Below are 25,973 nucleotides of genomic sequence, written 5' to 3'. Positions count from 1 at the left end.
CGATTAATCTGCCATACCTGTTTTGTTGAGGTCTGAATATAGATAAGAAAGCATTGATGGGATTCTCTTTCTAAAAAATTCGTAGCGGTGTTCTGCGCTTTCTATTAGTTCAAAGTGAAGGCTCTCCACTTTGTCCTTCAAAATTTCATATACACCATTAGTAAGACCAAAGAAAAACTGGTTCATTTCCTCATCCTCGCCGACTTCCTTTGTGCCAAAGTCCATGTAAAACTTCTCGATGGCGGAGAGGTCGGAGTTCCTTAATAGTTTCTCGATTTCTTCCTGGTTACGGTAGAAACCTGGGGAAATAGCGGCGATTCTTTTAAAAATGTGAGGATACTTGCAGGCAGCATATGTAGAAATATGACCTCCTAGCGAAATGCCTGCCATCGAAGTATGGTCCGTAACCGTTCTGTATTTCTTATCGATGAGCGGTTTCAATTCATGGACGATGAAGTCCAGATATTCATCACCTCTCCCGCCTGAAGGACTGGCGTAACCTAATACTTTCTTACTTATTTCGCCGTTTACCCATGGACAATATTCGTTTACCCGCTCCTCGCCCTCAGGGTTCAAGTCAATCGCAACGACAATAATGTCAAGACTAGTTTGATCCAAGTAGTCTTTCATTCCTAACGATATCCCTCGTATAGCCACTAAGTCTTCAAAAACATTTTGCCCATCGTGCATATACAATACAGGATAGCGTCTTTCATATTCGTTATAATTCTCCGGCAGATAGACTCGTATCATTCTTTCTTTATTAAAGGAGGACATATAAACAGGGAAATTTTCAAGCACAATCGTTCACCTCTATTTGTCTAGTATTCTTAATTTACCATAATTTTTTAAGGTTTTTTACAAAATTTTTCCTATCATCTAAAATAAGGATAAAGGGGGAGTGGTAATTTGGTAGTAGGAATTTTAGCAGCAGGTCTCTTGGTAACCGCTGGAATCATTACGATGGTCTTGAAAGGCAGGCCAAAATTAGCAAAAGAAAATATCCCTGCCCGTCTTGGTGCCCTTGATCATGTACCCATCCAGCCGTTGCTTGAAAAGTTAAATGCCGCTATAGATGACGATTATATCCAGCAAGTTAAGCAGCGCTTCCTTCAGGAAAATCCAAAACAGAATGAAGATGAATTTGAATGGCGGCTGTTTGAGTTAAAACGGTATTTTCTACTGGCGAATCTCTTAAAACAAACACCTATGTTTAGTCATGAAGTAGATGAAGTCTGGCATGATATGCTGCTTTTTACACAAAAATATCAGTCTTTTTCAGAGAAATTTATGGGGAAAATGCTTCACCACACGCCTAACACAAGCCCCGAACCTGCTCCACAGGAACGTGCCTTTTTTGATTGGGTCTTCTCACAGCTGTTTCAAATTACGGAATATAGCTGGAAATCGTGGGGGAGTTTTTTCAAACATCCGATGGACACGGGGATTTTAAAGGATTTTAGACAAAGCAGTAATCTATGGCTTCAAGAAAAATATTTTAATAGAAATGAAGATAATAAAGATTTGGTTGATTATTTGATTGCTCAAATGAAGGAACAATTGAATGAAGCTGAAAAAATCTATCACGTAGATAAGAAAGGGACATTCACAAGGCAGCGGACATTCGGAGAAATGACATCATTGTCCCTTATAATGGTCTTTTTCTCCTATTATTATTTTGATGAGTATTGGAAATATTCAAAAGCGTATGCTCATGCGAATGTGACCATATCCACGAGCGGATGTACTACCGCTATGTTTTGTGGAACTGGTTCTTCTGCGGATGGTTCAGGTGACAGCGGTGGCAGCCACCACGGAGGCGGGGATCATGGCGGTTCAAGCTGCTCGAGCTGTTCGAGCTGCGGCGGAGGATGTTCATCATAGGCTTGAAAATGATAAAATTACTTTAATAACCTTTTAGGAGATGGTTTCTTGATTAAATATAAATGCCTCCATCATGTCAGTCTTTCGGTGACAGATTTAGAACGAGCAAAAGCTTTTTACGGAAAAATTTTATGTTTGAAAGAGATTGAGCGCCCTGCTTTTGATTTTCCGGGTGCTTGGTATGAAATAGAGGGGAAGCAGCTTCACCTAATCGTGGATCCTTCCTCACAGACGATTCGGCAGGATAAAAGCCTTTCAAGCAGAGAAGGCCACTTCGCGTTAAGGGTGGAAAACTATCATGAAACGCGAAATTGGCTGCGAGAAAATGGGATTGAGATTCTAGAAAAGCCCAACAGCATAAGTGGATTCGCACAAATCTTCTGCGCGGACCCTGATGGAAATTTAATCGAATTAAATGTAGATCAAAAGGAATTGTAATACAAAAAAACAAGCAGTTGTTTCATCTATCAACTGCTTGTTTATATCTAGGCATCATGATTTAGAGCAACTTTTTCCTTCAATTCTTCTTCTTCCCAGCCCTTGCAAACATCAACCCAATCCTTAGCAAATGAATATTGAAACATTTCATCATTCGTCAACTCGATTGCGGAGTTGGAGCTCCCGCATGCTGGGAATAGGGTATCGAACCTTTTCATGGAGACATCTAAGTAAACATCGAGCTCATTTTTTAGGCCAAATGGACAAACGCCGCCGATAGCATGTCCGGTTTGTTCGAGGACCTCATCGGGAGTAAGCATGCGCGCTTTGAAGCCGAAGGTTTGGCGAAATTTTTTGTTATCGATTTTGGCATCTCCGGCCGCTACAACCAAAATGGCTTGATCGTCTTCTCCTCGAAAGGACAAAGTTTTCGCAATCCGGGCAGGAATCACACCAATTGCTTCTGCTGCCAGTTCTACAGTAGCACTTGATGTTTCAAACTCCATCATATCTTGTTCACGATTCCATTGTTTAAAATGGGCTTTTACACTTTCAAATGACAACGTATTTCATCCTTCCTCTAATGTTGTTATGAAAAATCATAACACATATTTTAATAAGAAGGAAAAAGCTGGCTTATATTATGGAGTAAATAGTATTAAAATAGAATTATTAAAAAAAGGGGGCCGGGAAAATGGACAGGAATAAATTTTCAGCTATTGCCCATCGGGATCATGCCTTTTATAACCCGATGAGTGAAGAAAAGATTATGAAAATGATTGATATGGCCTCGCTTAAACCGCAGGATAAGGTAATTGATATTGGTGCTGGCCGCTGTGAGCTGTTGATTCGACTGGTGGAAAATTACCAGGTATCAGGGACGGCTGTTGAGCTTTATGCGGGGGCCATTGAGGAAGCAAAAAGGAGTGCAAGTACGAGAATTCCTGATGGAAGCATTGAGTTTATTGTGGATGATGCTGGTGCTGCAGTCGAAAAATGTGAAGTCGGGAGCTATGATTTAGGAATTTGTATCGGATCGACACATGCTTTAGGCGGGCTGGAGTCTACTTTGAAGGCAATGAAGGGTCTCGTACGGAAAAATGGGTTCATTTTAATAGGGGAAGGCTACTGGAAGCAGACTCCGAGTGCAAAGTATTTGGCGGCACTTGGGGGAGCGGAGGAATCTGAGCTCAGGAGCCATGCAGAGAATGTGAAAGCTGGCGAGGAATTAGGATTAATTCCGTTATGGTCGTATGTGGCCAATGAAGAGGATTGGGATGAATATGAGTGGCTCTATTCCATGTCGGTTGAGAATTATTGTCTGGAGAATCCGGAAGACCCAGACCAAGATGCCATGCTGGAGCGAATCCGTGCCTGGCGCCGCACCTATTTAACGTGGGGAAGGGATACGTTGGGATTTGGACTGTATTTGTTTCGAAACTGATATCTTGTCGTGACTTCGTATCAGGCATTAAGAAAAAGGCTATAATGCCTGTCTTCCTAAAAAAATAGGAGTGATGGGCAGTAAATAAGCTATTAACTTATTATTATAAGTTTGAACATTTTGGACACTTTCGCTGCCACTCTCTTTCATTCAAAGCTCACAGCTTGACTAGGCCCCGAATAAGCTATAAAAAAGCGGGTTAATGCATAATGGAGGGGAACAACTTGAAGGTTTTTCAAGTAAAGGGAATACCAGAGAATAAAGTTGAGCTATTGGAAATGACACCAGATGGAAAAGTGAAGGTTCGAAATTTAATCAGTAACGATATCATTGAAACGACGCAGCAAGCTTTTGATATAGCATTTGAGCCATCAGAGTATTCCTTCTATGCGGTAAAGGAGCAACAAATTACCCAGAAAGCAACAAAGTCGGAAATTGATGCGATGATTGAAAAGTCACAAATTGAAATAGTCCAGCTTTTTGGAAAGTGCACCATCGTGGCTGTCCAGCTGCCAAATGGTTTTGTTCTGACAGAATCCTGTGTCTCAGCAGATAAAGTATTAAATAAACAGTATTGTTTAGAATGTATTAAAAATAAAATTTTAGAATTGGAAGCTTATAAATTTAAAAGTTTAACAACTGAATAACGCCCTTTTCCAAAAAACTACAATATTTATCTTGATTCTTTGAATAGAATCAAGTACTATAAAACATACGATATAACGAAAGGGTGACCATAAAGCCAATGATCTACTAAACCTATTTTTAGAAAAAAATTTCGGATAAAACGGATATTTTTTCTGGATAGGTTTAGTGCGGGCTTTTATTGGAAATAGGGGAGTACAAGTAATGAACGGTGTACTCTGCCCTGTTGCCTCAAAGTGCCTCCTATCCAGATTGATGGATAAGGAGGTTTTTTTATGACGGAAACAACAAACCAGGGACTTTCAATGGGGGCATTATTCCGTAATCAAGTCATTCGCACGATTTTGCTTTCAACATTATTTTTGCAAATTGGTATTTGGGTGCGAAACTATTCGATTTTATTATTTGTAATCGAGCAGACAAATGAAGATCCGGTGGCAGTCTCGCTTATATCAGTTGCCGAGTTCGCGCCAATCTTTCTTTTTTCCTTTATTGGGGGTACTTTCGCTGACAGGTGGCGCCCAAAACGAACGATGGTTTGGTGTGATTTGCTCAGCGCCGTTTCTATTTTTGTAGTATTATTAACACTCGTCCTCGGAAGCTGGAAAGCGATTTTCTTTGCAACACTGGTTTCCTCGATTCTTTCGCAATTTTCCCAGCCTTCGGGAATGAAGCTGTTCAAGCTCCATGTGAGGGAAGAAATGATTCAGATGGGGATGTCCATGTATCAGACGCTGTTTGCGGTTTTTATGATTCTAGGACCAATTATTGGAACGTTCGTTTACCAGCATTACGGCATTAACGCAGCGATTGCGATCATGGGTGTTGCCTTTATTTTATCTGCTTTGATTTTAATGTTGCTGCCGCCTGACCGTGAAATTGAGGAAAATAAAGAAAAAACCACTCTCGTCGAGGAAATGAAGGCAGGGTTCCGTTATGTGTGGAACAGCAAAGCACTTACGTTACTTGGAGGCTGCTTTGCGGCAGCAGGCTTGGCGCTGGGACTGACACAGCCGCTCGCCGTTTTCCTCATTACTGAAAAACTAGGATTGCCAAAAGAACAGCTGCAATGGCTGATGGCTGCATTCGGCGCTGGAATGATTTTAGGAGGAGGCCTCACGATGGGGCTCGCGAAAAAAACGCCTCCGCAAATTCTTCTTGCAATTGGGATGACCGTGAGTGCACTTGGATTTTTGGTGATGGGTCTATCGGAGCAGCTATGGATCACGCTGACGGCACAATTCATTAGCGGTTTGTTTATGCCTTGTATTCACATTGGTATTAATACAATGATTTTGAAAAATACCGATGAAGCCTTTATTGGACGCGTCAACGGAATATTGAATCCGATGTTTATGGGGACAATGGTCATCACCATGACTATGAGCGGCTGGTTGAAAAAGAGCTTATCTCTTGTCGCGATGTATGAAGGTTCGGCATTACTCTTTTTCGTTGGTGTTTTATTCCTCGTGCCACTATTCAAAAGCTCTTCGGCTTTAATGAAAAAAGGGGAAGAAGTATAATGAATAAAAAAGCAGCTATGCACTTTGCATAGCTGCTTTTTTTGAGATTAATCCTCTAATTGCTCCAAATAGTTCAATAGTTGAAAAATTTGTCCTCGGTGATGGGCTTCATGTTCAACTAGATGATATACAACCCACTCGGGAGTTACATCATAGTTTGGCAGAACTCTTGGCTTTCTCCAATCCTTCATATCCATTGTTCGGAAGTGAGAAAGGAAGATTTCACGAATGGAATCCATTCGATCGAAATGAGCTTCAATGGTTTCACCTTGAAAATGTGCTAATTCTCCGGAAGAATTCCGGTGTTCTAACGGAAACATAGCTTGTACTTCAGACGGCCATCCTGAACAAAGGACTTCTTCATATAACCAATCTGCTTCAATCAGCGCAATATGGTAAAGAAGGCTTCCAATTGAATGTCTTCCTTCAAGCCTTCTATCAATCAAATCCTGACTCAGTCCAGCTAATCGTTCTTTAATCGTGCGCCGGACATCTTCTAGAGACCAGAGCCAACGGCCAATTTCTGGTTCATAGCCAGGTAATGGCATCATCAAAAAAGACTTTCTTGTCATCCTATCACTCTCCCATCGTTCAATATTATTCTCTTAGAAAAATTGTATTCCTCCTTTTTGTGAGGAGGAATACTAAAAAAATCGCAGGGAGATCCTACAATTTTTTTTCAAATGAAAGAGGAAGGGCAATTTCTACCTCTGTTCCTTCATTTGGAATGCTTTTGATAGAAATATCCCCGCCATACGAATCGATTATCCGTTTGCATACGGTTAAACCTAATCCCGAGCCATCTTTCTTAAGTGTGTAAAAAGGATTAAAGGCCTGAGAAATTTGATCCTTCTGCATTCCTACCCCGTTATCTGCTACGGTTATTTTGCAAGTGTCAGCTGCTTTTTCTAGTTGGATGGTAAGTTTGCCGCCGCTGGGCATCGCATGGATAGAGTTTTTCGTTAGATTGAGTATGACCTGTTTTAGGTGGTCTTTTACGCAGGATACAGGTAGATCTACTTCAGCGTATTGAATATCCAATTCCACATTCATAAAATTGGCCTCGGAATAAATAATCGGGAAGATTTCTCGGATAATGTCATTGGCATTATAGGTTTTTAGTGTAAAAGCCGTCGGCTTGCCGAGCATTAGTAATTCACTTACGATGGCATTAATTCGGTCAATTTCCGTTTGAATGACATTGAAATATCGCTGTGCCTTTTCATCCTCAATTTCCTCACTTAAGAGCTTCACTAATCCCTTAATGCCAGTAAGTGGATTTCTAATTTCATGGGCCGTGCTGGCAGCGAGATTGCCGATTAATTCAAGCTTTTGAATCTCCGTCTGTGCTTTTTCCTTTTTCAATCTTTGATGTAAAAGGACATATTTTGCCAATAAAAATAAGATGTTCGTAATGGTTAAGAGCACGGCAAGGCTAATAAAAAAGGTCTTCCAAAAAATGAGTTCATCATCAGATGTGACGAAGGCAGAAATCGTCCATGGTACCTGAGAAACATTCATGCTGGATTTAACCGAATCTTGCTTAGGGATGGAACCAGCCTTAATTAATTGTTTTCCGTTTCCATCATAGACGATAATCATTTCATCCTTTAATAAATTCTGAATTGCTGTCTCTATTTCATCGATTCGTAAGCTGGCAACAAGAACACCTTGAATTTCTCCGTGGGTCACAATTGGGGTGGCGATTGAAATGATATACCTTCCGGTCACACGGCCAAAATGTGGCTCTGATATACTGGTTTTCTCTGATTGAATCGCTTCCTGAAAATAAGTTCGGTCACTTACGTTAACGGGAGAATTGATTTTGTTCGTACTAATTAACAGGTCCCCGTTTGTACTTGCCCAGTAGAAACCTGAAAAACGCGGATCTTTCCCCATCGTTTCCCTCAGTATTTTTTCTACCCCATTAAGGTTATTATTTTGGACCTTGATCGAGGTAGCCAGCATTTCAAGTCTTCCAACCGTTTCACTTAGAAAATGCTCTATCGTTATGGCATGAAAATTGGCATAATCCTGAGCTTTCTCTTTATATTCTAGTTCCGTGACACTTACCTGATTCTGTGCCAAATAAGAACTAATAGCCAAAGAAGGAACTAACGTTAGCAGAATATATATGAGCCATTTATTTTTAAAAAGTAAAGTAAAAAACCGAAGGAAAGCCAAAAGGATCTACTCCTCAAATATGTATATACAACTATTTTTTATTATATAACTTTTTGCTAGTACTTGTCTTGAAACTAGGGATTTGCCAATTCATTTTTATCAGCTAAGCATATTTTAATATAAAGTACTTGGTATGGAGGTGGTAAGTTTTGCAAAACAGAAGCCGAAGTGGTCTATTTTCCTTCTGCATTTTTCCCGGATATCGTTGGTGCGGACCCGGCTGCAGCGGACCAGGTGCCCCGATTAATGATGTGGATGCCTGCTGCCAAAAACATGACCAATGTCTAAATAAAGGAATATCACCCTGTCAATGTGATAAAGAATTCATGGATTGCCTTCATAATAAAAGAAATAGAGATACTGATAAAGGCCGAAAAGCAGCAATTATGTATGACTTTATGAAAGTGAGATCTGCGTTTACTTGCGGGCAGAGGAAAAGGTTTTTATGATTTTCCTAATTGTGGAAGGTTGGCAGGATAGCTGAGCCTATCTGTTGAATATAATTACTTGGAAGGATTTTAAATTTGGGGGTAATTCATGTTTATTTTTTGGCCTTTCACGATTATTTCGCTCACCCTCTCCATTATTGCAATAGCGTTAAATAAGAGAAAAATTCTTTATATATCCTCCATTCTTATCTTACCCATGTCGCTTTATCTAGCTGCCACTCCACGTTTTGAAGTATGGGGGTTAATTTTTCCCTTATTATATGTTGGGGCAGGAATATCCTTAAAAAAGAAGACACGCTGGCTGGCCTTTTTGTTAGTGGTCCCGATTTTTCTTGCATTCGCTTGGCTGGGATATATTGTGATTAATCAGTAACCGCGATACGTCATTTATGTATCGTTTTTTCTTGTTCGATATAACAGGGGGAATTCAAATGCTTGTTAGAGAGGCACAGCCTGAAGATGCAGAAAATTTAATTAAACTAATTAAGCAAGTGGAAGCTGAGTCTGATTTTATGTTGATGGAAACAGGAGAAAGAAAAACTTCCCCGGAACAACAACGTAAACGTTTGGTACAAATGAGGAAGGACAATAATTCTGTCATACTAGTGGCAGAACAAGAGGATGGAAAGCTTGCAGGTTATTTAATCGCAATTGGCGGTACGGCAAAAAGAAATAAACATACTGTATACCTTGTAATTGGGATTTTACAAGAATACCGGGGACGCGGTATAGGCACGAAATTATTTCAGCGAATTGAAGCTTGGGCACTCACACATAAAATCTCCCGTATGGAACTTACAGTAGTGACGGAAAACCTTGCAGGTGTAACCCTCTATAAGAAAATGGGATTTGAGATAGAGGGGACAAAAAGAAACTCGCTTTTCATCCAAGGTACATACTTTGATGAATATTATATGTCTAGAATATTATAGGGGGGATGGAAAATGGAAAAAACACACGAGACACAATCCAGTGAAGCATTAAAAGAGATTAATGATAATAAATTGTATACACCTATTGAGGAGTTGCAAAAGATAACTGCTGGAGGGGTTTACAAAAGAAAAAGCTTTAAATTAAGTTCCATGCCTAAAGGGATTCGCTACATTGGGTATGCCATCATAGGTTTTTGTATCCTTACCTTTGTAATAGCAATAGTTCTAAATTTATTTTATTAAAATGAGAAGAGGGAGACTAATGAATTTAGCAGGTAATACAATATTAATTACAGGTGGTGCCTCTGGAATTGGCTTAGCCTTTGCAGAACGTTTTATCAAAGCGGGAAGCAAGGTCATTGTTTGCGGGAGAAGGGAAGAAAAGCTGAAGGAAGCAAAAGAAAAATTTCCTGACATTGAGACTCGTGTATGTGATGTAACGAATGAATCAGATCGGTTGGCGTTATTTGAATGGGTAACAAGTCAATATCCTGAATTGAATGTTCTTGTGAATAATGCAGGAATTCAGCAGCGCTTCAATATTCTTAAGGCGAACCCGAAAGAGGATTGGAACTACTACAATAATGAAATAACTGCGAACATGGAAGCGCCCATTCATCTATCAATGCTATTTGCGCCGTATCTTGCTAAAAAAGAAAATGGAACCATTATCAATGTAACGTCAGGCCTAGCTTTCACACCAATGGCGATTGCCCCGATTTATTCGGCTACGAAGGCAGCACTTCACTCCTTTACTGTAAGTTTAAGATTGCAGCTTTCGGAAACTCCGATTAAAGTGATTGAAGTGGCTCCTCCTGCGGTAAATACGGATTTAGGCGGTGTGGGCTTACATACTTTCGGTGCTGATTTGAATGAATTCGCAGATGCCATATTTAAAGGGCTGAAGGAAGGTAAACTTGAAATAGGTTTTGCCAGATCGGAGAAAGCCCTGCGGATGACGAGAGATGAAATTGATGAATCAGTGATCGGAATTTATGAGAATACGAAGAATTCAATCAAATAGAGGCTTACAAAAGAGGTTCGCAAATCAAATGTGCAGCCTTTTTTGCAGTTTTAGGGCTATTTTATCTATTTAAAAATAGATTGCTCATTTTTAATTTCTTTAATTCAATAAGTAATGACTACCGCAATTATCCAATCATAAGCCCTTCCTTTTTAGCCGAAAATAATATGGCTCGCTCATTCAAACAAAGGGGGAAATGGCGTTGAAATGGCATAAATCAATACTTTCAATGATTCAGCAGCGTCAAGACAAGAAGGTTGCTTTAGCCGTGGATACTTCCACCAATGAAGCTCCAGCCATCCTTATTAATAACATAGTGAAACTGTTTGAACAGCTAAAGCCAGATACGATATTGGTTCAAGCGGATTTTAAAATTCGAAGTATTACTCCCGTAAAAAGTGATACGATCAAATATCATACACATGGGAAATCTTCCTATACATTAGTGCTTGAGTGGGCAAAAGAAGAGAATGTAGATACATTGTTTTATATTACTGACGTTACCGGGTTTTTTTCTGAAGAGATGGAGAAGGTCGATTTTGAATTATTTTGGCTGGTACCTGGGGCATTTTTACCACGAGTGCCATTCGGTAAAGCAATTAAAGTGGCATAAAGAAAATCCCTCACAATTTTGTGGGGGATTAATATTTAATGTCTTATGTAAAAAATAACAAGAGAAATCAGGCCGGCACCAACCATAGCTATCAGCAATTGAATTGGCTTTGATAATTTATATCCTTTTTCAATTATATACTCTTTTGCTTTTTCCTCTATTGTTATAATGGCAACAATCCCTATAAACCCCAAAGCTATATAAAACCAGGTCATATACAAACACCATCCCTAGGACTAATGTTACTTATTAGACGAATATACGACCTATTTTGTTTCCAAATTTTGTACTTTTTTTAAAAGTAAGTAAAAAATACCCACTTATAGAAACAGCACTTATAATGAGATAGAGAGGTGAAAATAGAGTCCTTGGAGGGAATTAAATGAAAGTAAGACTTTCCGAATTTAATGAAAGCTGGGCGATAATGTTCCAAAAGGAGACACAATTTCTTAAAACCATTTTTGAGGATGAAATCATCGGCTTCGAGCATTTCGGCAGCACGTCTGTCCATGGCTTAAAGGCTAAGCCGGTAATCGACATGATGTGTATCGTAAAAGACATTGTAAAGGTGGATTCATACAACCACAAAATGAGTGAACTTGGATATGATGTTGCCGGAGAATGGGGTATTCCAGGCAGAAGATTATTTCGAAAGGGCGGGGATAACAGAACTCATCATATTCATTTTTATCAATTCGATAATCCCCAAATTGAACGTCATTTAATTTTTCGGGATTATCTTCGAACTCACCCTGAGGAAGCAGCAAGGTACAGCCGCTTTAAAGAAGACTTAGCTGAGCGATATGAAAATACGAGTGACTACAGCCCAGCCAAAAAATCATTTGTGAAGGAATTGGAACAGCATGCTCTTGATTGGTATGCACAAAGCAAAGGGTGATTGCGATGTTTTTTCTATTATTAACTATGATGATCATCGCTTTTGTCGTCGGAACCGTACTAATAATAAAAACTAAATTAGTATTTGGTTTCATTGCTATCGGTGTTGGGATAGTATTGCTTCTTTTTATCCTGATTTATTATGGGAAAAATAAATACCGCAAAAAGAATTGGGACTGCATCTCTTACCTTGATTGTGTTCCTGATTGCGACCCTGATTGTCATGGGGGGCCAGACTGTGATTGCGGGCCGGATTGTCATTAATATGGAGAGAATATTAAGGTTTGTCCCATGTCATCGGATGAAGTCAAGGAGTTTAACGATAAAAGGATATACACTCCCATTATGCGCGAGGTGTACGGGAATTCTATTGGGATATTTATTTTTTCCATTATTCATGATACTCAGTTTACATGTGCCGTTATGGCTGGGGATAGTAATAAATATCCCAATGATAGTAGATGGCTGGACGCAAAAAAGGAAATATCGAATAAGTACTAATGCTTTAAGATTCACAACTGGATTAATGAGCGGCTTGGGGCAAAGCATCATTATTGTTAGTGTAAGTGAATCCATTATTAAGGCTTTACTTCTTATGGGGTAAGGCTTTTTGTTGTGAAAAAATTTGCCTAATCAATGAAAATTTCAAAAAACAGTACAAAAAAAGACGTATGCAGAGCACACATCTTTTCGTCTATACTAATCCATTTTTCGCAAAACCGCACGGACTGGACTTCCATCCGCCTCCACTAATGGAAGGGGAAGAGCAGCCAATTCATAATCCCCAGGCGCTACTTCGTCCAGTACAAGTCCTTCCAAAATGTGAATGTTATGACGGGTAAGCTCATGGTGGGCAGACAGTTCCTTGCTGTCGATTTGATCCACAGACGGCAAATCAAGGCCAATCAGACGCACTCCAAGCTCTGAAAGATAAGAAGCCAATTCGGGTTCAATCGGGGGAATCGACTCAGGAAAAACACTTCGATCCTTCCAGGCATCCGTCCGAATTAATAAGCGTGTTATCCCTTTAAGATTCATACCGGCAAGGTCCTTTACACCAATGCTGGTGGTTTCCTGTAAATGAATGACCCGTGCCTCGCCCATATATAAATCTAGATCCAATTCGATTACTTTTTTTCCGTCGTTATCAAAATGGAAAGGTGCGTCAATATGAGTACCGGTATGGGCACTCATCGTAATCTGTCCTACATTGACAGAACCACTTTCTTCTTTACTCCAACTGACTTTGTAGTTGAAGGGTGTATCACCTGGCCAGACCACTATATTGTTGTCAAGGCGCTGCGAAACATCGATCCATTTACTCATTCTTACAGCCTCCAACACTTCAGATTCAACATCTTCATTATCCTACAACTTAGTTCGAAGACTCAATAGCTCAGGGAAGAATTGCTGGTCAAGAACTCGTTTTAAATAGGTAACACCAGAAGAGCCGCCTGTACCCATTTTATGGCCAATAATTCTTTCGACTGTTGTCATATGATTAAAACGCCATAATTGCTGTTGATTGCCAATGTCGACCAGCTTCTCAGCCAGTTCATATAAATCCCAGTATTGATCAGTATTTCGGTACACGTGGAGCCAAGCTTCTTCCACGCTGGCATTTGGTTCATAGTTTTGCGACCAGTCTCGATTCAAGGCTTTTTCATCTACCGATAAACCATGTGCCACAAGCGCTGAAATCGCAGCATCATAAATACTTGGTGCATGAAGTGATTCCACTAGACGGGCATATAACTCCGGCTGATGCTGATAGACTGCAAGTGTATGGGCATTTTTGTTTCCGAGCGCAAATTCTATCAAACGGTTTTGATAGGATTGGAATCCAGAGGAATGTCCCAATTTATCCCGAAATTGCATATATTCAGCCGGTGTCAAAGTGGATAGAACACTCCATGATTGAATCAGCTGCTGCTGTATTCTGGAAACACGTGACAGCATTTTAAAAGAAGGTTCCAAATCATTACGTTTGATACATTCAATCGCTGCATTCATCTCATGTAGAATAAGCTTCATCCATAATTCGCTTGTTTGATGGATAATAATAAACAGCATTTCATCATGATGATCCGAAAGCCGATGCTGACTTGATAAAATTTTCTCCAGGTGAAGATAATCACCGTAAGACATATCTTTTTTAAAATCTAATTGAATTTCCTTTTCGAGATTCGATGTCTTGTGTTCTTGTAGATTATCCAGGTTGCTCATAACATTTTCCCTCACATTCCATTAATCTATTTAATTTGTTCTTCCAGAGAATCCTGCTGTGATAGATTATTCATGTTTCTTTTATGAAAAAAGAAATATGCCACACATAAAAAGACTAACCAAGGTATTCCAAACTGCAGTAAAATTTTGAAATCGGTAAACCATGTGGTAATCATTAAACTTACAAGAAGTACTGCTCCTAAAATGGTCAAATAAGGGAAGCCCATCATTCTGACTGGTAACTTGCGTCCGCCTGATTTTTCCCACATTCTTCTGAAAAATAAATGAGAGACAAAGACCATTAACCAAGTAAATAAGGCACCGAACATCGAAATCCCCATCATGAAGGCATAGGAAGTTCCTGGGAATAACGCGCTTACCACTGCTGCCACAATAATTCCAAGAGTGGAAACGCCCAGTGCTGCCCCCGGAACACCTTTTTTGTTTAATTTTCCTAAGAACGCAGGTGCAAAATTACTGCGGGATAAGGAAAACACCATCCGTGTTGATGCATATAATTGGCTGTTCATGGCAGATAATGCAGCCGTTAAAATAATAAAATTCATAATTCCAGAGGCTCCAGGGATATTCAAAATTTCCATTACTTTAACAAACGGACTTTTATCGACTCCTGCTGCTTTCCAAGGAACAATCATTAACATGATCGCGAGTGTTAATACATAGAAGGTAGACAAACGGAAAACTGTTGCTTTTAAGGCTTTCGGAACAGCAACATCGGGGTCCTTTGCTTCCCCTGCCGTAACGGCAATCAATTCAGTCCCTAGGAAGCTGAATAGGGAAATAAAGATGGCGACCCATACACCATTCAAGCCAAACGGGAGAAATCCTCCGTCATTGACAAAATTCTCTGCACCCATTTTTGGATGATCAGATCCAAATAAAACATAGGCTCCAAGAATGATAAATCCGACAATAGCACTAATTTTAATCATCGAGAACCAATACTCAAAGGTTGCAAAGGTATTAACGCTTGTAGCGTTTACGTAAATTAACACAGCTCCAAAAAGTAATATCCAGACCATTCCAGGCACTGTCGGGAACCAGTATTTCATGTAAACAGCGATGGCACTTACTTCTACCCCAACAGCCAGTACATTCGCAATCCAATAGGAGTAGCGCACAAGAAAGCCTGCCATCGGATGAATATATTTTTCTGCAATAACGCCGAAGGATCCTGAAGCCGGGTGTGCAACCGTCATTTCAGACAAACATCCCATAAGAAGCAGGACAATAAAGGCACCAACTGCATAGCTGATTAAAACACCTGGTCCCGCTGTTTGAATGGCCAGCCCGCTGCCGAGGAAGAGCCCCGTTCCGATGGCGCAGCCCATCGCAATCATCGTGAGCTGGCCTGTTTTTAATTCCCTCTTTAAACCTTTTTCTGGTCCATTTGTATTCATATTCGTCATACTTTCCCACCTTCCCTTGTTTTTATCTTCAATTTTCATTCATACTGCTTTTAATAATAATGGAATTTTGAGAGATTAGCTGTTTTTTTAATTGATAGAGTTTCACTTATTTGGAACCGCTTACAAATAATTTTCGACAAAGGATCCCAATAGGGAAAAAATCTATCTTTATCAAAACCCTCCTTTTTCCATAATTCAAAGTGAATCATAACAAGGAAAATGACATGATGTCAATAATATATTTCAGAAAATTATAAATGTTAAAGTATGACAAATTCTTTTTTTTAGTAAAAACTTTTATTTTCTAAGGAATCCTTATATGCTGTAAATAGAAACAGGAGGAATTGGAATGACAGATGAAAAAGTGATAGATAAACGGCATTTGCGTTCAATAAAAACACGGGAAAAGTTATTAGAAGCAGCTAAAGAGGTATTTCTTGAAGAAGGCTTTCATAAGGCAACCATTTCTCAAATGATCAAAAAGGCCAATATTGGGTATGGAACGGCATATGTTCATTTTGAAGGGAAGGAAGACATATTAATTGTTTTGATGGAGAATGTCATGGAGAAGTTCTATGAAATTGCTGAGGTTTCCTTTTTGCCCAAAACCAAAAATGAAGCTTTGGAGATTATCCTAAAGCAAGCTACTGCATTTTTGAAAATGGCAGAAACAGAACGGAACATGATGCAGGTATTCGAGCAGGCGATTGGCATTTCAACCGAAATCTCAAACAAATGGAAGGCGATTCGAGAAAAGTTTATTCAGCGAATTTCAGAGGATATTGCTTATGCTCAAGAAAACGGGCTGGCCAGACCCGAGTTAAATCAAAAGCTCGCAGCCAGAGGTTGGTTCTTCACAAATGAAATGTATCTATGGGAAATTGTCCGGAACGAACATCACGATACTGTAGAAGAAGTTGCGAATACAATCACGGCTATTTATACTAGGGGACTTTATCTCTAAAAACAAGAAGGTTAGATGAGGGGGGGCATTGCCCGAAAAGCCAAAAAGGAAGCTGCTACGGTAAATGAAAGAGCGTTTCATTGCCCGAAAGGTCAAAAAGGAAGCTGCTACGGTAAATGAAAGAGCGTTTCATTACCCGAAAAGTCAAAAAGGAAGCTGCTACGGTAAATGAAAGAGCGTTTCATTGCCCGAAAAGCCAAAAAGGAAGCTGCCACGGTAAATGAAAGGCCGTTTCATTGCCCGAAAAGTCAAAAAGGAAGCTATCACGGTAAATGAAAGAGCGTTTCATTGCCCGAAAAGCCAAAAAGGAAGCTGCTACGGTAAATGAAAGAGCGTTTCATTTCACCGAAAGCAAAATAGAGTTCTCATACGATAAATGAAAAATTTGGCTCAGAAAAAGTCTATAAAAATGGACGGTGATATCCAATGAAGGAGCTTCATTACAAATGGGAGCCATATCTGAAATATGGCCAGCGGTTTGAGGTAGAAAAAAATAAGGTCATCTATCGCCAAGGGCACAGTGGAAGAGGATTTTATTATCTCAGCATCGGCGAAATAAATATCACCCTTCTGTCGGAAAAAGGGAATGAAAGGATTATTAATGTTGTGCCGCCAGGCATGCTGTTTGGAGAACATGGTGTCCACCAGGAACCTTATTTAACAAGTGCCACCGCAGCCTGCCCCTCAGTTATCTATTTCTTTTCTGATGAGGCAGCAGCAGCTATTTACGCTGAACATCCGGAGGCCTCTGTGATTTACACTGAGTCACTAATCTACAAATTTAGAACTTTAGCAGAAATCCTTTCGCTCATTGAAAGTCCAGTGGAACAACAAATGGCTTATTATTTGTTAAAACTGTCAGAGGAAAATGGCAGCGCTTCCATGAATCAAACCTCTTTTGCCAAGTACATTGGTACGTCCCGTATTACCCTCAATAGGGTGATTCAAAAGTGGAAGCAGGAAAACTATATCATCCTTCATAATCGTCAAATTGTGATTAAAGATATGGAAAAAATAAAAGCAATTGCAAATCAATAATAGCATTCTAGTTAACCAGGTTTCTTAAGAAATCTGGTTTTTTTATATAGTATTTTCGGTTCATAATCTCGATGATGCCATCCTCTTGCCATTGTTTTAACACTTTGTATACTGTGATTCGTGTTAATCCGGTGCAACCAGCAATGTCCTGCTGTGAAATAGGAATCTCGTAATTTTTAAATTCATAGCAAATATTGTGCAAAAGAAGGGCGATTTTTTGTTCAGATGTAAGCGTATCCAAATTAATGCGATCTAATAAAATTTTCATTTTATGAATAACCGTACGCGAAAAAAGTGGAACTAGCTTTGGGTGCTCTTTAAGAAGTGTTTTAAATGTTTCACAAGGAAAGTGATAAACGACAGAATCCTTTACGGCGATGGCGGTTGTAAAATGCTGCCTTTGATCCAGCGATTGGACGCCTATGAGCTGATTCGGAATCACAATGTTTAAGATTCGCTCCTTGCCTGATGCATTTACACTGACAATTCTCACTAAACCCTTCTTAAGAAAATAAAACCCATCCCCACAGGTCCCTTGACTGTAGATGGCTTCCTTTCTCTTAAAGAACTGCCTCGTTCCAAAATGTAAATAGCTGTCCCAATCAAAAACATGTTCATATAGTGTGGCCATAGCGTTACCTCCAAAAAAATTTTTGGATGCCCTACTCAGATGTCTTCTGTTTTTCACTTTTATCATAGTTGAAATCAAAGGGATTATCCATTGGTTAGATTAATTATTTAGATAATTTAAAATATAAAATCAAAAAATATGTTAAATAGGCTACACTTTCATTTTGTGGAAGCGATTACAATTCAGTTATAAATTTCCGTAAATCAAGGAGGCCCAAACGATGGGAATTAGAACAGGTAATCAATATATTGAATCCGTAAAATCCAGAAAACCTGATGTATGGCTGCATGGCAAAAAAGTGACCAATTTATTTGATGAACCAGTTTTTAAACAGCCAATTCTGGAAATTGCCAAATTATATGACCTGCAGCATAACCCGGAGTACCAAGATAGAATTACCCATATATGCGAAGAAACTGGAGAGAGAGTAAACAACGCTTTTTTAGTGCCAAAAAGCTATGAAGATTTAATGAAACGCCGAGAAGTTTTTGAAGTATTTGCCAAGGCAACCTTTGGGCTAATGGGCAGAACACCAGACTTTTTAAATGTTGTTGTGACGTCGATGTACTATAATTCTTGGTTTTTTGAAAAATACAACCAAAATTGGGCGGAAAACATCCGAAATTATTATAAATATCTTCGTGATCATGACTTATTTTTAACCCATGCGATTATCAATCCGCAAAATGACAGAAGTAAGACCTCACATGAACAAAAGGATACTTATACCCACCTGGGGGCTGTAAAGGAAACTCCGGATGGTTTAGTCGTGAGAGGAGCGAAAATGCTGGCTACGCTTGCACCGATTACAGATGAAGTCATCATTTACTCGTTCCCTGGCTTTAAACCTGGTGATGAAAAGTACGCTCTTGCCTTTGCGATTCCAATTGAAACACCTGGGTTGAAAATTATTTGCCGGGAACCGATGCAGGATGGAACTCGTTCCCTCTTCGATCATCCATTAGCGTCAAGATTTGAGGAAATGGATGCCCTGCTAGTTTTTGAAGATGTTGTCGTTCCTTGGGACCGAGTCTTCCTCTATAACAATGTTGAAGCAGCGAATAGACTGTACCCAATGACTGGAGCAGGCCAGCAGCCGGCACACCAGTCCGGTGTTAGAGGACTGGTTAAGTTGCAATTTGCCACTGAAGTAGCTATGAAGCTAGCGGATTCCATTGGAGTCGATGTCTATTTAAATGTCCAAAATGACCTCGGCGAATTAATCCAATCGCTTGAATCCATCAGAGCGTTATTACGGGTTGCCGAAGTGGAATATACGATGACAGAACACGGTGAAGCAATGCCAAGTTATATTCCGCTTGAAACGATTAGAGGACTGCTGCCGACGATGTACCCAAGGGCCATTGAAGTGATGCAGATTATCGGGGCTGGCGGGCTGTTAATGTCCCCAACTGGCGCAGAATTTGAAAGTGAGCCATTAAAGGATGCGATGGAAAATTATTATGTGGGAAGAGAAGGAGTGTCTTCCTTAGACCGTGTAAGTCTGTTCAAGCTTGCATGGGATTTATGCGGAGAAGCGTTTGGTCAGCGTCTGCTACAATACGAGCGCTATTATACAGGAGATCCGATCCGTAAACGGGCGATTTTTTACAATAATTATAAGCGTACGCATTCGCCTGATATGGTAGATGAGGCATTGCAGGTAAGTGTATTAAATAAGGGATTGGAGAGCCAAGTATGAAATTATTAGGTATTTCAGGGACGATTATTGGGGCAAAAACAGGAATTCTCGTCAGGAGAGTATTAGAAGAAGTGAAACAGAAGCACCCGGAAATCGAAGTGGAGTATTTAGACCTGATGGACTACGAGGTTCAATTTTGCGACGGACGAAATCCTTCCACCTATTCCGAGGATACAAAGACGGTGATTCAAAAGGTTTCTTCCGCTGATTTTTATATTTTTGGAACACCAATTTTTCAAGGCTCTATCCCCGGGCCGTTAAAAAACTTGTTTGACTTAATCCATCCAAACGATTTCCGAAACAAAGTGATGGGATTTGTGGCAAATGGCGGAACCTACCAGCATTATCTGGTCATTGAAAACCAATTAAAACCGATTGCTGGTTACTTCCGTTCTTTTGTTGCACCAGGCTATGTCTATGCGAACAATGAGCATTTTAACCAGAAAAATGAAATTGTTGACCCTGATTTGCTGCGGAGGATTTCCGAATTGGCAGAAGAAGTGGTCCATATGCAAAAAGCTCTAAAAGGAAATTTCGAAACCGTAAGAGGATAGAAGGGAGAAGAGGAAATGACAAAAACTCAGTTTTTACCGATTAATCTAATGAAATTTATTGAAGAGAATAAGGATCAGCTTCAGCCTCCTGTTAATAATAAAGTGATTTGGAAGGATGCGGAATTGATGGTGATGCTTCTTGGCGGACCAAACAAAAGACGTGATTTCCATGTTGATCCTTCGGAAGAAATCTTCTATCAAATTAAAGGCAGCTGCTACGTGGAAGTCATCAATCAGGAAGGAAAGCGTGAGGTTGTTGAGGTAAAAGAGGGGGAAATGTTCCATCTCCCTGCCAATGTGCCCCATTCACCGCACCGAGTGGCAGATACGATTGGGCTTGTCATTGAACGAAACCGTGCACAAGGAGAACTGGAAGATTTCGTCTGGTTCTGTGATGAGTGCGACCATGAAATGCATCGAGTAAAGATTCAATTAACTAATATCGAAGTACAAGTTAAAGAAGCCATTGCCGGGTTTAACGGCAGCCGAGAGCTAAGAACATGCATGAATTGCGGCCATGTAATGCCGGAAGAAGCGAGTGAATGGAAATGCGAGTAGACTTTCATACGCATATTATTCCTGAGAATTGGTCTGAGCTGACTCAGCATTTTACGGGAGAAAGATGGCCGAAGCTTGAACGGACCTGTACTTGTGGCGCCAATATCATGGTCGCTGGTAAGGTATTTCGGGAAGTCACCGATCAAGTTTGGAGTCCGGAGAAGCGGATTTATGATATGGAGCGGGAATCGGTTGATATCCAAGTGCTTTCGCCGATTCCAGTAACGTTCTCCTATTGGGCACCTGCCGAAGAAGCGGAAAGATTAGCACGGATTCAAAATGATTTCATCGCTGAAACTGTCAATCAGTATCCAACTCGATTTATTGGATTAGGGGCTGTGCCACTGCAAAATGTGGATATCGCCATTCGTGAAATGGATCGCTGCATCCACGAATTAGGGTTAAAGGGCATTGAAATTGGTACGAATGTAAACGGTGTTAATTTGGATGATCCTTCTTTCATCGAGTTTTTCGAGATGGCGGAAAAATGGGAGGTACCCCTCTTTATTCATCCTTGGGAAACGTTAGGAAAAGAGCGGATGCCGCGTCATAATTTGATGTACACAGTGGGGATGCCGAGCGAAACAGCTCTTGCGGGTGCAAGTCTTATTTTAGGAGGGGTCATCGATAAATTCCCTAAGCTAAAAATTTGCTTCGCGCACGGCGGCGGGTCCCTTCCATACCTTTTGCCAAGACTTGATCAAGGCTGGAAGGTCTGGCCGCATTTACGATTGCTCGACAAACCGCCAAGCTATTATGCGAAAAACTTTTACTTTGATTCTTTAGTCAATGATCCTATTAATCTCCGATATTTAATTGAAAATTTCGGTCATGAAAAAATTATCATGGGCTCTGATTACCCATTCCTGTTAAGAGAAGTGCCTCCTGGAAAAGTGATTGATGAAACGCTGGGACTCACACAAGAACAAACAGAAGCCATGCTCGGAAAAAATGCGCTGAAATTCTTAAATATTCCTGTAAAGGCTGGAGTGTGACATGATGGAAAATCAAATTCTTACACCTGAAGATAAATTAGCAGAACTTGGGCTGACCTTGCCGCCGCTTCGTCCTGCCTCAGGGAATTATGTGAGCTGCGTCCGGACCGGCAATCTTATTTTTACATCAGGTCAGGGGACGAATGAGTACCGCGGCCAATTGGGGAAGGATGTTACCATTGATGTGGGCTATGATGCCGCAAGACAATGTATGTTAAATCTCCTAAGTGTTATTAAAAATGAACTTGGTGAATTAAGCAAAGTGAAGCGAGTTGTGAAAATATTAGGCTTTGTCAACAGCACACCTGATTTTGTCGATCAGCCGAAAGTGATGAACGGTTCTTCCGATTTACTTGTTCAGGTATTTGGCGAAAGAGGCAGACATGCCAGATCGGCTGTTGGAATGGCCCAGCTTCCACACAATAATGCAGTGGAAGTTGAAATGATCGTAGAAGTAGAGTAGCAGGAGGGGATAGGGATGAACTTAACCCAGCAACAAGTAATTAAGGATGCAAAACTTTTCATCAATGGAGAATATAGGGATGCTTTCTCAGGTGAAACCTTTGATACCATCGATCCTTCCACCAATCAAAAGCTTGCTTCGGTTGCCAAGGCAAATGAAGAAGATGCTAAATATGCCATTGAAGTGGCACAGCGGACGTTTGAAAGCGGCATATGGAGCGAAATGCCTGTCGCGGAACGGTCAAAGATTTTGTGTAAAATGTCTGATTTGGTCATGGAGCGAGTCGATGAATTAGCACTTGTTGAAACACTAGATGTTGGAAAACCCATTAAAGAGAGCCGCGGCTTTGATATTCCAAGGGCTGCTGCCAATCTCCGTTTTTTCGCGGAAATGGCCAATTATATTCATCATGAACACTATGATCAAGCAAAATATATGTCCTATTCCAAGTATGCACCTGCGGGTGTAACCAGCTTAATTATTCCGTGGAATCTTCCGTTTATGCAAATGACCTGGAAGGCATCGGCTGCTTTGGCAGCGGGGAACACGGTTGTGGTGAAGCCGGCATCCTATACACCGCTAAGTGCCGTCATGCTTGGAGAAATTGCTAATGAAGCAGGACTGCCGCCTGGTGTATTGAATATTATTACTGGACCTGGCGGAACAGCCGGAACAACGATGACCAACCATCCATCGGTCCGCCGCATATCCTTTGTTGGAGACAGTACAACCGGACGGACGGTCATGCAAAATGCCGCTTCTCAATTAATTCCGGTTTCATTGGAGCTTGGCGGTAAATCTGCGAACATCGTGTTTGAAGATGCCGATTTGGATGAAGCAGTAGCGGGATCCATCGAAGCCATTTTTCGTAACCAGGGTGAAATTTGCCTAGCCGGCTCTAGACTTTTGGTACAAGAGAGTGTTTACGATCTATTCCTGGATAAATTTTTAAAGGCTGTTCGAAAAATTAAGGTAGGAAATCCGCTGGATGAAACGACCGATATGGGGGCATTAGTATCAAAAGGTCACTTGGAATCTGTTGATCAATATGTTCAAATCGGCCTTTCTGAAGGAGCTAAACTGGCAATCGGCGGAAAAAGAATGCTAGAATTAGGCGAAGGAAATTTCTACGAGCCAACGGTTCTTTATGATGTAGATAACAAAATGAGAGTGGCACAAGAGGAGATATTTGGCCCTGTCCTTGTCGTCATTCCATTTAAAACAGAGGAAGACGCCATTCGAATTGCCAATGACTCCATCTATGGGCTTGCCGGTGTCGTTTGGACTAATGATCTTCGCCGGGCTCACCGTGTTGCAGCTAAAGTCAATTCTGGTTTGCTTTGGATTAATTGCTGGTATTATCGCGATTTACGAACACCATTTGGCGGGGCAAAAGCGAGCGGCATTGGCCGTGAAGGCGGCCGTCATAGTTTTGAATTTTATACAGAAGCAAAAACAATTACATTGAAGCTTTAGAGCAGAATCGAAGAGTGCTTTTATGGCACTCTTTATGAGTTCATATAGAAAGAGTGATTGTATGAATCAGGTAGTGGATAAAATTGTGGGAAGTCTTTTAGAAGCGGAGCGCACGAAGAATGCTATCGCTCCTCTTACTGTGGAGTATCCTGAATTAAAGGTAGAGGATGCCTATAAGATTCAACTTGAGGTTATGGCTAAAAAAGTGAATCAGGGCAGTAAGGTCATCGGGAAAAAGGTTGGTTTGACCAGCGTGGCGATGCAGCAAATGCTTGGAGTCGACGAACCAGATTATGGTCATTTATTGGAAGAAATGAAGGTGGAAGATGGCGGCATCGTTAAGGTTGAGGGGTTGATTAGTCCAAAAGTGGAAGCAGAGATTGGGTTCATTCTAGGCGAGGACTTAAAAGGACCTAATGTCACGTTTCTGGATGTCTTAATGGCCACAAAGTACGTGGTGCCAACTCTAGAAATTATTGATAGCCGGATAGAGGATTGGAAGATTCAATTAGTCGATACGGTTGCCGATAACGGTTCTTCCGCAATGGTAGTGACAGGTAATCAATTAACTCAGATTGACGGAATCGATTTGCGTACCGTTGGAATGGTGATTTTTCAAAATGGAGAAATGGTTGATACAGGTTCTGGTGCTGCTGTTCTTGGACATCCCGCTCAAGCTGTCGCCTGGCTCGCGAATAAACTTCATGAATTTGGTATTACGCTTAAAGCAGGCGAATTAATCCTTCCGGGTGCGTTGACAAAGGCCTTGCCTGTTCGGGCGGGCGATCAATTCTCCGCACATTTCGGTTCACTTGGATCAGTTTCGGTTACTTTTGAGTAGGTTTTGGTAGATAGCTTTGTTTGTTAACAAGGTTCAACGTGACCGAAAAAGTTGAGGAACCAAGAAAAGGGTAACGTAGATAGGGTCTACGTGACCGAAAAGCCTAAGAACCAAGGAAAGAGTAACGTAGGAAGAGTCTATGTGACCGAAAAGGCCTAATTACAGAGAAGAGGGTCAAGTGAAAATTTTCCACGTCGCCAAACTTTTCATAATTGGCGAATGGCCGCAAATTGGAGGTATAGCAAATGACGTTAACCAGCGGTGTTGACTTAGAAATTGTAGATTATTTGTATTCGGCGGAAAAAGAGCGTCGGGAAGTGGTTAAGGTTACGGATCAATACCCGGAATTAACCATCGATGAGGCTTATCTTATCCAAGAAAAACTCATCCAAAGAAGAGAAAATGATGGGGCACGCCGAATTGGGTTAAAGCTCGGACTTACCAGTAAGGCAAAACAAGAAATGATGGGGGTACATGAAGCAATCTATGGTTATTTGACCGATGATATGCTTGCCCTTGAATGGGAACCGCTTGATTACAATAAATTCATCCATCCAAAAGCAGAACCTGAAATCGCTTTTATGATTGCAGAGGACCTGCAAGGAACCAATATTACAGCAGAGGACGTGCTGCGGGTTACCAAATATGTGGCCCCGGCGATCGAAATCATTGACAGCCGTTACTTAAATTTTAAATTTACCCTGCCAGATGTAGTTGCCGACAATTGTTCCTCATCAAGCTTTTTTATTGGGAGCAAGTGGATGTCGCCGAAAGTCTTAAATTTGGCTGATATCGGTATGGTAATGTCAAAGAACGGGCAGGTTTCCCAGACCAGCTCAAGCGCAGCTGTGCTAGGACATCCCGCTACATCAGTTGCCTGGGCAGTTAATAAGCTTGGAGAAGCAGGAAAAGGAATTAAAAAGGGGGATATCATCCTTAGCGGAGCCATCTCCGAAGCGATTTCTTTTGAACCAAAAGATTCCATTCTTGTACAATTTGCTGAATTAGGCAGTGTTACATTTACTTGTAGGTAATCTAATTTTTCACAATATTTTTTCTATC

33 protein-coding genes are annotated in these 25,973 nt (G+C 40.7%); 24 read left to right on the top strand and 9 right to left on the bottom strand.

Features of this window, described 5'->3' with window-relative positions:
* Positions 1 to 3: 3 nt before the first annotated feature.
* A complete protein-coding gene (locus tag PH210_RS19255) occupies positions 4 to 801 on the bottom strand; it encodes an alpha/beta hydrolase (protein ID WP_289987804.1) in 798 nt (265 codons plus the stop codon).
* A 108-nt stretch (positions 802 to 909) separates the two neighbouring features.
* Here PH210_RS19255 and PH210_RS19250 point away from each other — a divergent pair, with 108 nt between their 5' ends.
* Positions 910 to 1,884 carry a UCP032817 domain-containing protein gene (locus PH210_RS19250; protein WP_289987803.1) on the top strand — a complete coding sequence of 325 codons (975 nt, stop codon included), beginning with the start codon at positions 910 to 912 and terminating at the stop codon, positions 1,882 to 1,884.
* Positions 1,885 to 1,932: 48 nt separating this feature from the next.
* Complete coding sequence (locus PH210_RS19245) at positions 1,933 to 2,322, top strand: VOC family protein (protein ID WP_289987802.1); 390 nt, start codon at positions 1,933 to 1,935, stop codon at positions 2,320 to 2,322.
* A gap of 47 nt (positions 2,323 to 2,369) precedes the next feature.
* On the opposite strand, the gene PH210_RS19240 is transcribed toward PH210_RS19245, so the two are convergent.
* A complete protein-coding gene (locus PH210_RS19240; protein WP_289987801.1) occupies positions 2,370 to 2,885 on the bottom strand; it encodes a YbaK/EbsC family protein in 516 nt (171 codons plus the stop codon).
* 131 nt (positions 2,886 to 3,016) lie between these two features.
* On the opposite strand from PH210_RS19240, the gene PH210_RS19235 reads away from it, so the two are divergent.
* The 3 genes from PH210_RS19235 to PH210_RS19225 all read left to right on the top strand — a co-directional run bounded on the left by PH210_RS19235 (position 3,017) and on the right by PH210_RS19225 (position 5,934).
* A complete protein-coding gene (locus PH210_RS19235) occupies positions 3,017 to 3,766 on the top strand; it encodes an SAM-dependent methyltransferase (protein WP_289987800.1) in 750 nt (249 codons plus the stop codon).
* Positions 3,767 to 3,990: 224 nt separating this feature from the next.
* Complete coding sequence (locus PH210_RS19230) at positions 3,991 to 4,413, top strand: Gp49 family protein (protein WP_289987799.1); 423 nt, start codon at positions 3,991 to 3,993, stop codon at positions 4,411 to 4,413.
* A gap of 273 nt (positions 4,414 to 4,686) precedes the next feature.
* Positions 4,687 to 5,934: an MFS transporter gene (locus PH210_RS19225; protein WP_289987797.1), complete on the top strand. Its 1,248-nt coding sequence runs from the start codon at positions 4,687 to 4,689 to the stop codon at positions 5,932 to 5,934.
* A gap of 47 nt (positions 5,935 to 5,981) precedes the next feature.
* Here the strand turns inward: PH210_RS19225 and PH210_RS19220 are convergent, their stop codons facing one another.
* Together PH210_RS19220 and PH210_RS19215 are read right to left on the bottom strand one after the other, a co-directional pair.
* The gene (locus PH210_RS19220) at positions 5,982 to 6,506 is read right to left on the bottom strand and encodes a DinB family protein (protein ID WP_289987796.1); all 525 of its coding nucleotides are present in this window, start codon (positions 6,504 to 6,506) and stop codon (positions 5,982 to 5,984) included.
* Positions 6,507 to 6,600: 94 nt separating this feature from the next.
* Positions 6,601 to 8,118: an ATP-binding protein gene (locus PH210_RS19215; RefSeq protein WP_289987795.1), complete on the bottom strand. Its 1,518-nt coding sequence runs from the start codon at positions 8,116 to 8,118 to the stop codon at positions 6,601 to 6,603.
* A gap of 149 nt (positions 8,119 to 8,267) precedes the next feature.
* Here PH210_RS19215 and PH210_RS19210 point away from each other — a divergent pair, with 149 nt between their 5' ends.
* From PH210_RS19210 to PH210_RS19185, 6 genes are all read left to right on the top strand, one after another.
* Positions 8,268 to 8,567, top strand: coding sequence for a phospholipase A2 family protein (locus PH210_RS19210; protein WP_289987794.1), 300 nt, complete (start codon positions 8,268 to 8,270; stop codon positions 8,565 to 8,567).
* A gap of 88 nt (positions 8,568 to 8,655) precedes the next feature.
* Positions 8,656 to 8,940: a hypothetical protein gene (locus tag PH210_RS19205; protein ID WP_289987793.1), complete on the top strand. Its 285-nt coding sequence runs from the start codon at positions 8,656 to 8,658 to the stop codon at positions 8,938 to 8,940.
* 58 nt (positions 8,941 to 8,998) lie between these two features.
* Complete coding sequence (locus PH210_RS19200; RefSeq protein WP_289987792.1) at positions 8,999 to 9,499, top strand: GNAT family N-acetyltransferase; 501 nt, start codon at positions 8,999 to 9,001, stop codon at positions 9,497 to 9,499.
* 12 nt (positions 9,500 to 9,511) lie between these two features.
* Positions 9,512 to 9,742 carry a hypothetical protein gene (locus PH210_RS19195; protein ID WP_289987791.1) on the top strand — a complete coding sequence of 77 codons (231 nt, stop codon included), beginning with the start codon at positions 9,512 to 9,514 and terminating at the stop codon, positions 9,740 to 9,742.
* 19 nt (positions 9,743 to 9,761) lie between these two features.
* On the top strand, positions 9,762 to 10,523 hold the full coding sequence (locus tag PH210_RS19190) for an SDR family oxidoreductase (RefSeq protein WP_289987790.1): 762 nt from the start codon (positions 9,762 to 9,764) through the stop codon (positions 10,521 to 10,523).
* Positions 10,524 to 10,725: 202 nt separating this feature from the next.
* The gene (locus PH210_RS19185; RefSeq protein ID WP_289987789.1) at positions 10,726 to 11,136 is read left to right on the top strand and encodes a vWA domain-containing protein; all 411 of its coding nucleotides are present in this window, start codon (positions 10,726 to 10,728) and stop codon (positions 11,134 to 11,136) included.
* Between the two features lie 35 nt (positions 11,137 to 11,171).
* Here PH210_RS19185 and PH210_RS19180 read toward each other — a convergent pair whose 3' ends face one another.
* Complete coding sequence (locus PH210_RS19180; protein ID WP_289987788.1) at positions 11,172 to 11,351, bottom strand: hypothetical protein; 180 nt, start codon at positions 11,349 to 11,351, stop codon at positions 11,172 to 11,174.
* Between the two features lie 167 nt (positions 11,352 to 11,518).
* On the opposite strand from PH210_RS19180, the gene PH210_RS19175 reads away from it, so the two are divergent.
* From PH210_RS19175 to PH210_RS19165, 3 genes are read left to right on the top strand one after another with little or no spacing between them, the layout of a single operon-like run.
* Positions 11,519 to 12,034 carry a GrpB family protein gene (locus PH210_RS19175; RefSeq protein ID WP_289987787.1) on the top strand — a complete coding sequence of 172 codons (516 nt, stop codon included), beginning with the start codon at positions 11,519 to 11,521 and terminating at the stop codon, positions 12,032 to 12,034.
* Between the two features lie 5 nt (positions 12,035 to 12,039).
* Entirely contained in the window at positions 12,040 to 12,297 is a 258-nt protein-coding gene (locus PH210_RS19170) for a hypothetical protein (protein WP_289987786.1), read from the top strand.
* Positions 12,272 to 12,637, top strand: a complete 366-nt coding sequence (locus PH210_RS19165; protein WP_289987785.1) for a DUF2085 domain-containing protein — start codon at positions 12,272 to 12,274, stop codon at positions 12,635 to 12,637. Before PH210_RS19170 ends, PH210_RS19165 begins: the two co-directional genes overlap by 26 nt.
* A gap of 95 nt (positions 12,638 to 12,732) precedes the next feature.
* On the opposite strand, the gene kynB is transcribed toward PH210_RS19165, so the two are convergent.
* Genes kynB through PH210_RS19150 form a run of 3 tightly spaced genes read right to left on the bottom strand, consistent with a single transcriptional unit; the run spans position 12,733 to position 15,689 of the window.
* The gene (gene kynB / locus PH210_RS19160; RefSeq protein ID WP_289987784.1) at positions 12,733 to 13,359 is read right to left on the bottom strand and encodes an arylformamidase; all 627 of its coding nucleotides are present in this window, start codon (positions 13,357 to 13,359) and stop codon (positions 12,733 to 12,735) included.
* Between the two features lie 42 nt (positions 13,360 to 13,401).
* The gene (gene kynA / locus PH210_RS19155) at positions 13,402 to 14,259 is read right to left on the bottom strand and encodes a tryptophan 2,3-dioxygenase (protein WP_289987783.1); all 858 of its coding nucleotides are present in this window, start codon (positions 14,257 to 14,259) and stop codon (positions 13,402 to 13,404) included.
* A 26-nt stretch (positions 14,260 to 14,285) separates the two neighbouring features.
* A complete protein-coding gene (locus PH210_RS19150; protein WP_289987782.1) occupies positions 14,286 to 15,689 on the bottom strand; it encodes an amino acid permease in 1,404 nt (467 codons plus the stop codon).
* A gap of 349 nt (positions 15,690 to 16,038) precedes the next feature.
* On the opposite strand from PH210_RS19150, the gene PH210_RS19145 reads away from it, so the two are divergent.
* Both PH210_RS19145 and PH210_RS19140 read left to right on the top strand, forming a co-directional pair.
* Entirely contained in the window at positions 16,039 to 16,653 is a 615-nt protein-coding gene (locus tag PH210_RS19145) for a TetR/AcrR family transcriptional regulator (protein WP_289987781.1), read from the top strand.
* Between the two features lie 426 nt (positions 16,654 to 17,079).
* On the top strand, positions 17,080 to 17,691 hold the full coding sequence (locus PH210_RS19140; RefSeq protein ID WP_289987780.1) for a Crp/Fnr family transcriptional regulator: 612 nt from the start codon (positions 17,080 to 17,082) through the stop codon (positions 17,689 to 17,691).
* Between the two features lie 7 nt (positions 17,692 to 17,698).
* Here the strand turns inward: PH210_RS19140 and PH210_RS19135 are convergent, their stop codons facing one another.
* Positions 17,699 to 18,322 carry a Crp/Fnr family transcriptional regulator gene (locus PH210_RS19135; protein WP_289987779.1) on the bottom strand — a complete coding sequence of 208 codons (624 nt, stop codon included), beginning with the start codon at positions 18,320 to 18,322 and terminating at the stop codon, positions 17,699 to 17,701.
* A gap of 220 nt (positions 18,323 to 18,542) precedes the next feature.
* Between PH210_RS19135 and PH210_RS19130 the strand changes: the two genes are divergently transcribed.
* The 8 genes from PH210_RS19130 (at position 18,543) to PH210_RS19095 (ending at position 25,945) form a co-directional block, all read left to right on the top strand.
* Entirely contained in the window at positions 18,543 to 20,024 is a 1,482-nt protein-coding gene (locus PH210_RS19130) for a 4-hydroxyphenylacetate 3-hydroxylase family protein (protein WP_289987778.1), read from the top strand.
* The gene (locus tag PH210_RS19125; protein WP_289987777.1) at positions 20,021 to 20,578 is read left to right on the top strand and encodes an NADPH-dependent FMN reductase; all 558 of its coding nucleotides are present in this window, start codon (positions 20,021 to 20,023) and stop codon (positions 20,576 to 20,578) included. The genes PH210_RS19130 and PH210_RS19125 overlap by 4 nt, the downstream gene beginning before the upstream one ends.
* A 15-nt stretch (positions 20,579 to 20,593) precedes the next feature.
* Positions 20,594 to 21,136 (top strand): 3-hydroxyanthranilate 3,4-dioxygenase, encoded by a 543-nt coding sequence (locus tag PH210_RS19120; protein WP_289987776.1) that lies wholly within the window; start codon positions 20,594 to 20,596, stop codon positions 21,134 to 21,136.
* Complete coding sequence (locus tag PH210_RS19115) at positions 21,121 to 22,131, top strand: amidohydrolase family protein (protein WP_289987775.1); 1,011 nt, start codon at positions 21,121 to 21,123, stop codon at positions 22,129 to 22,131. The genes PH210_RS19120 and PH210_RS19115 overlap by 16 nt, the downstream gene beginning before the upstream one ends.
* A gap of 4 nt (positions 22,132 to 22,135) precedes the next feature.
* Positions 22,136 to 22,594, top strand: a complete 459-nt coding sequence (locus PH210_RS19110) for a RidA family protein (protein ID WP_289987774.1) — start codon at positions 22,136 to 22,138, stop codon at positions 22,592 to 22,594.
* Positions 22,595 to 22,609: 15 nt separating this feature from the next.
* Positions 22,610 to 24,070 carry an aldehyde dehydrogenase gene (locus tag PH210_RS19105; RefSeq protein ID WP_289987773.1) on the top strand — a complete coding sequence of 487 codons (1,461 nt, stop codon included), beginning with the start codon at positions 22,610 to 22,612 and terminating at the stop codon, positions 24,068 to 24,070.
* Positions 24,071 to 24,131: 61 nt separating this feature from the next.
* Positions 24,132 to 24,911 (top strand): 2-keto-4-pentenoate hydratase, encoded by a 780-nt coding sequence (locus PH210_RS19100; protein WP_289987772.1) that lies wholly within the window; start codon positions 24,132 to 24,134, stop codon positions 24,909 to 24,911.
* Between the two features lie 245 nt (positions 24,912 to 25,156).
* Positions 25,157 to 25,945, top strand: a complete 789-nt coding sequence (locus PH210_RS19095) for a 2-keto-4-pentenoate hydratase (protein WP_289987771.1) — start codon at positions 25,157 to 25,159, stop codon at positions 25,943 to 25,945.
* Positions 25,946 to 25,973: the final 28 nt, after the last annotated feature.

Source organism: Paenibacillus sp. BSR1-1 (assembly GCF_030403775.1).
Lineage (GTDB): Bacteria > Bacillota > Bacilli > Bacillales > Cytobacillaceae > Neobacillus.
This window is presented reverse-complemented; position numbering and strand designations above follow the sequence as displayed.

Coding starts and splice junctions, on each gene's coding strand:
- PH210_RS19145 (WP_289987781.1), top strand. CDS start 16,039: ATGACAGATGAAAAAGTGATAGATAAACGGCATTTGCGTTCAATAAAA.
- kynB (WP_289987784.1), bottom strand. CDS start 13,359: ATGAGTAAATGGATCGATGTTTCGCAGCGCCTTGACAACAATATAGTG.
- PH210_RS19100 (WP_289987772.1), top strand. CDS start 24,132: ATGAATCAGGTAGTGGATAAAATTGTGGGAAGTCTTTTAGAAGCGGAG.
- PH210_RS19150 (WP_289987782.1), bottom strand. CDS start 15,689: ATGACGAATATGAATACAAATGGACCAGAAAAAGGTTTAAAGAGGGAA.
- PH210_RS19235 (WP_289987800.1), top strand. CDS start 3,017: ATGGACAGGAATAAATTTTCAGCTATTGCCCATCGGGATCATGCCTTT.
- PH210_RS19205 (WP_289987793.1), top strand. CDS start 8,656: ATGTTTATTTTTTGGCCTTTCACGATTATTTCGCTCACCCTCTCCATT.
- PH210_RS19220 (WP_289987796.1), bottom strand. CDS start 6,506: ATGACAAGAAAGTCTTTTTTGATGATGCCATTACCTGGCTATGAACCA.
- kynA (WP_289987783.1), bottom strand. CDS start 14,259: ATGAGCAACCTGGATAATCTACAAGAACACAAGACATCGAATCTCGAA.
- PH210_RS19190 (WP_289987790.1), top strand. CDS start 9,762: ATGAATTTAGCAGGTAATACAATATTAATTACAGGTGGTGCCTCTGGA.
- PH210_RS19175 (WP_289987787.1), top strand. CDS start 11,519: ATGAAAGTAAGACTTTCCGAATTTAATGAAAGCTGGGCGATAATGTTC.
- PH210_RS19115 (WP_289987775.1), top strand. CDS start 21,121: ATGGAAATGCGAGTAGACTTTCATACGCATATTATTCCTGAGAATTGG.
- PH210_RS19125 (WP_289987777.1), top strand. CDS start 20,021: ATGAAATTATTAGGTATTTCAGGGACGATTATTGGGGCAAAAACAGGA.
- PH210_RS19130 (WP_289987778.1), top strand. CDS start 18,543: ATGGGAATTAGAACAGGTAATCAATATATTGAATCCGTAAAATCCAGA.
- PH210_RS19135 (WP_289987779.1), bottom strand. CDS start 18,322: ATGGCCACACTATATGAACATGTTTTTGATTGGGACAGCTATTTACAT.
- PH210_RS19180 (WP_289987788.1), bottom strand. CDS start 11,351: ATGACCTGGTTTTATATAGCTTTGGGGTTTATAGGGATTGTTGCCATT.
- PH210_RS19110 (WP_289987774.1), top strand. CDS start 22,136: ATGGAAAATCAAATTCTTACACCTGAAGATAAATTAGCAGAACTTGGG.
- PH210_RS19120 (WP_289987776.1), top strand. CDS start 20,594: ATGACAAAAACTCAGTTTTTACCGATTAATCTAATGAAATTTATTGAA.
- PH210_RS19170 (WP_289987786.1), top strand. CDS start 12,040: ATGTTTTTTCTATTATTAACTATGATGATCATCGCTTTTGTCGTCGGA.
- PH210_RS19105 (WP_289987773.1), top strand. CDS start 22,610: ATGAACTTAACCCAGCAACAAGTAATTAAGGATGCAAAACTTTTCATC.
- PH210_RS19140 (WP_289987780.1), top strand. CDS start 17,080: ATGAAGGAGCTTCATTACAAATGGGAGCCATATCTGAAATATGGCCAG.
- PH210_RS19195 (WP_289987791.1), top strand. CDS start 9,512: ATGGAAAAAACACACGAGACACAATCCAGTGAAGCATTAAAAGAGATT.
- PH210_RS19095 (WP_289987771.1), top strand. CDS start 25,157: ATGACGTTAACCAGCGGTGTTGACTTAGAAATTGTAGATTATTTGTAT.
- PH210_RS19200 (WP_289987792.1), top strand. CDS start 8,999: ATGCTTGTTAGAGAGGCACAGCCTGAAGATGCAGAAAATTTAATTAAA.
- PH210_RS19225 (WP_289987797.1), top strand. CDS start 4,687: ATGACGGAAACAACAAACCAGGGACTTTCAATGGGGGCATTATTCCGT.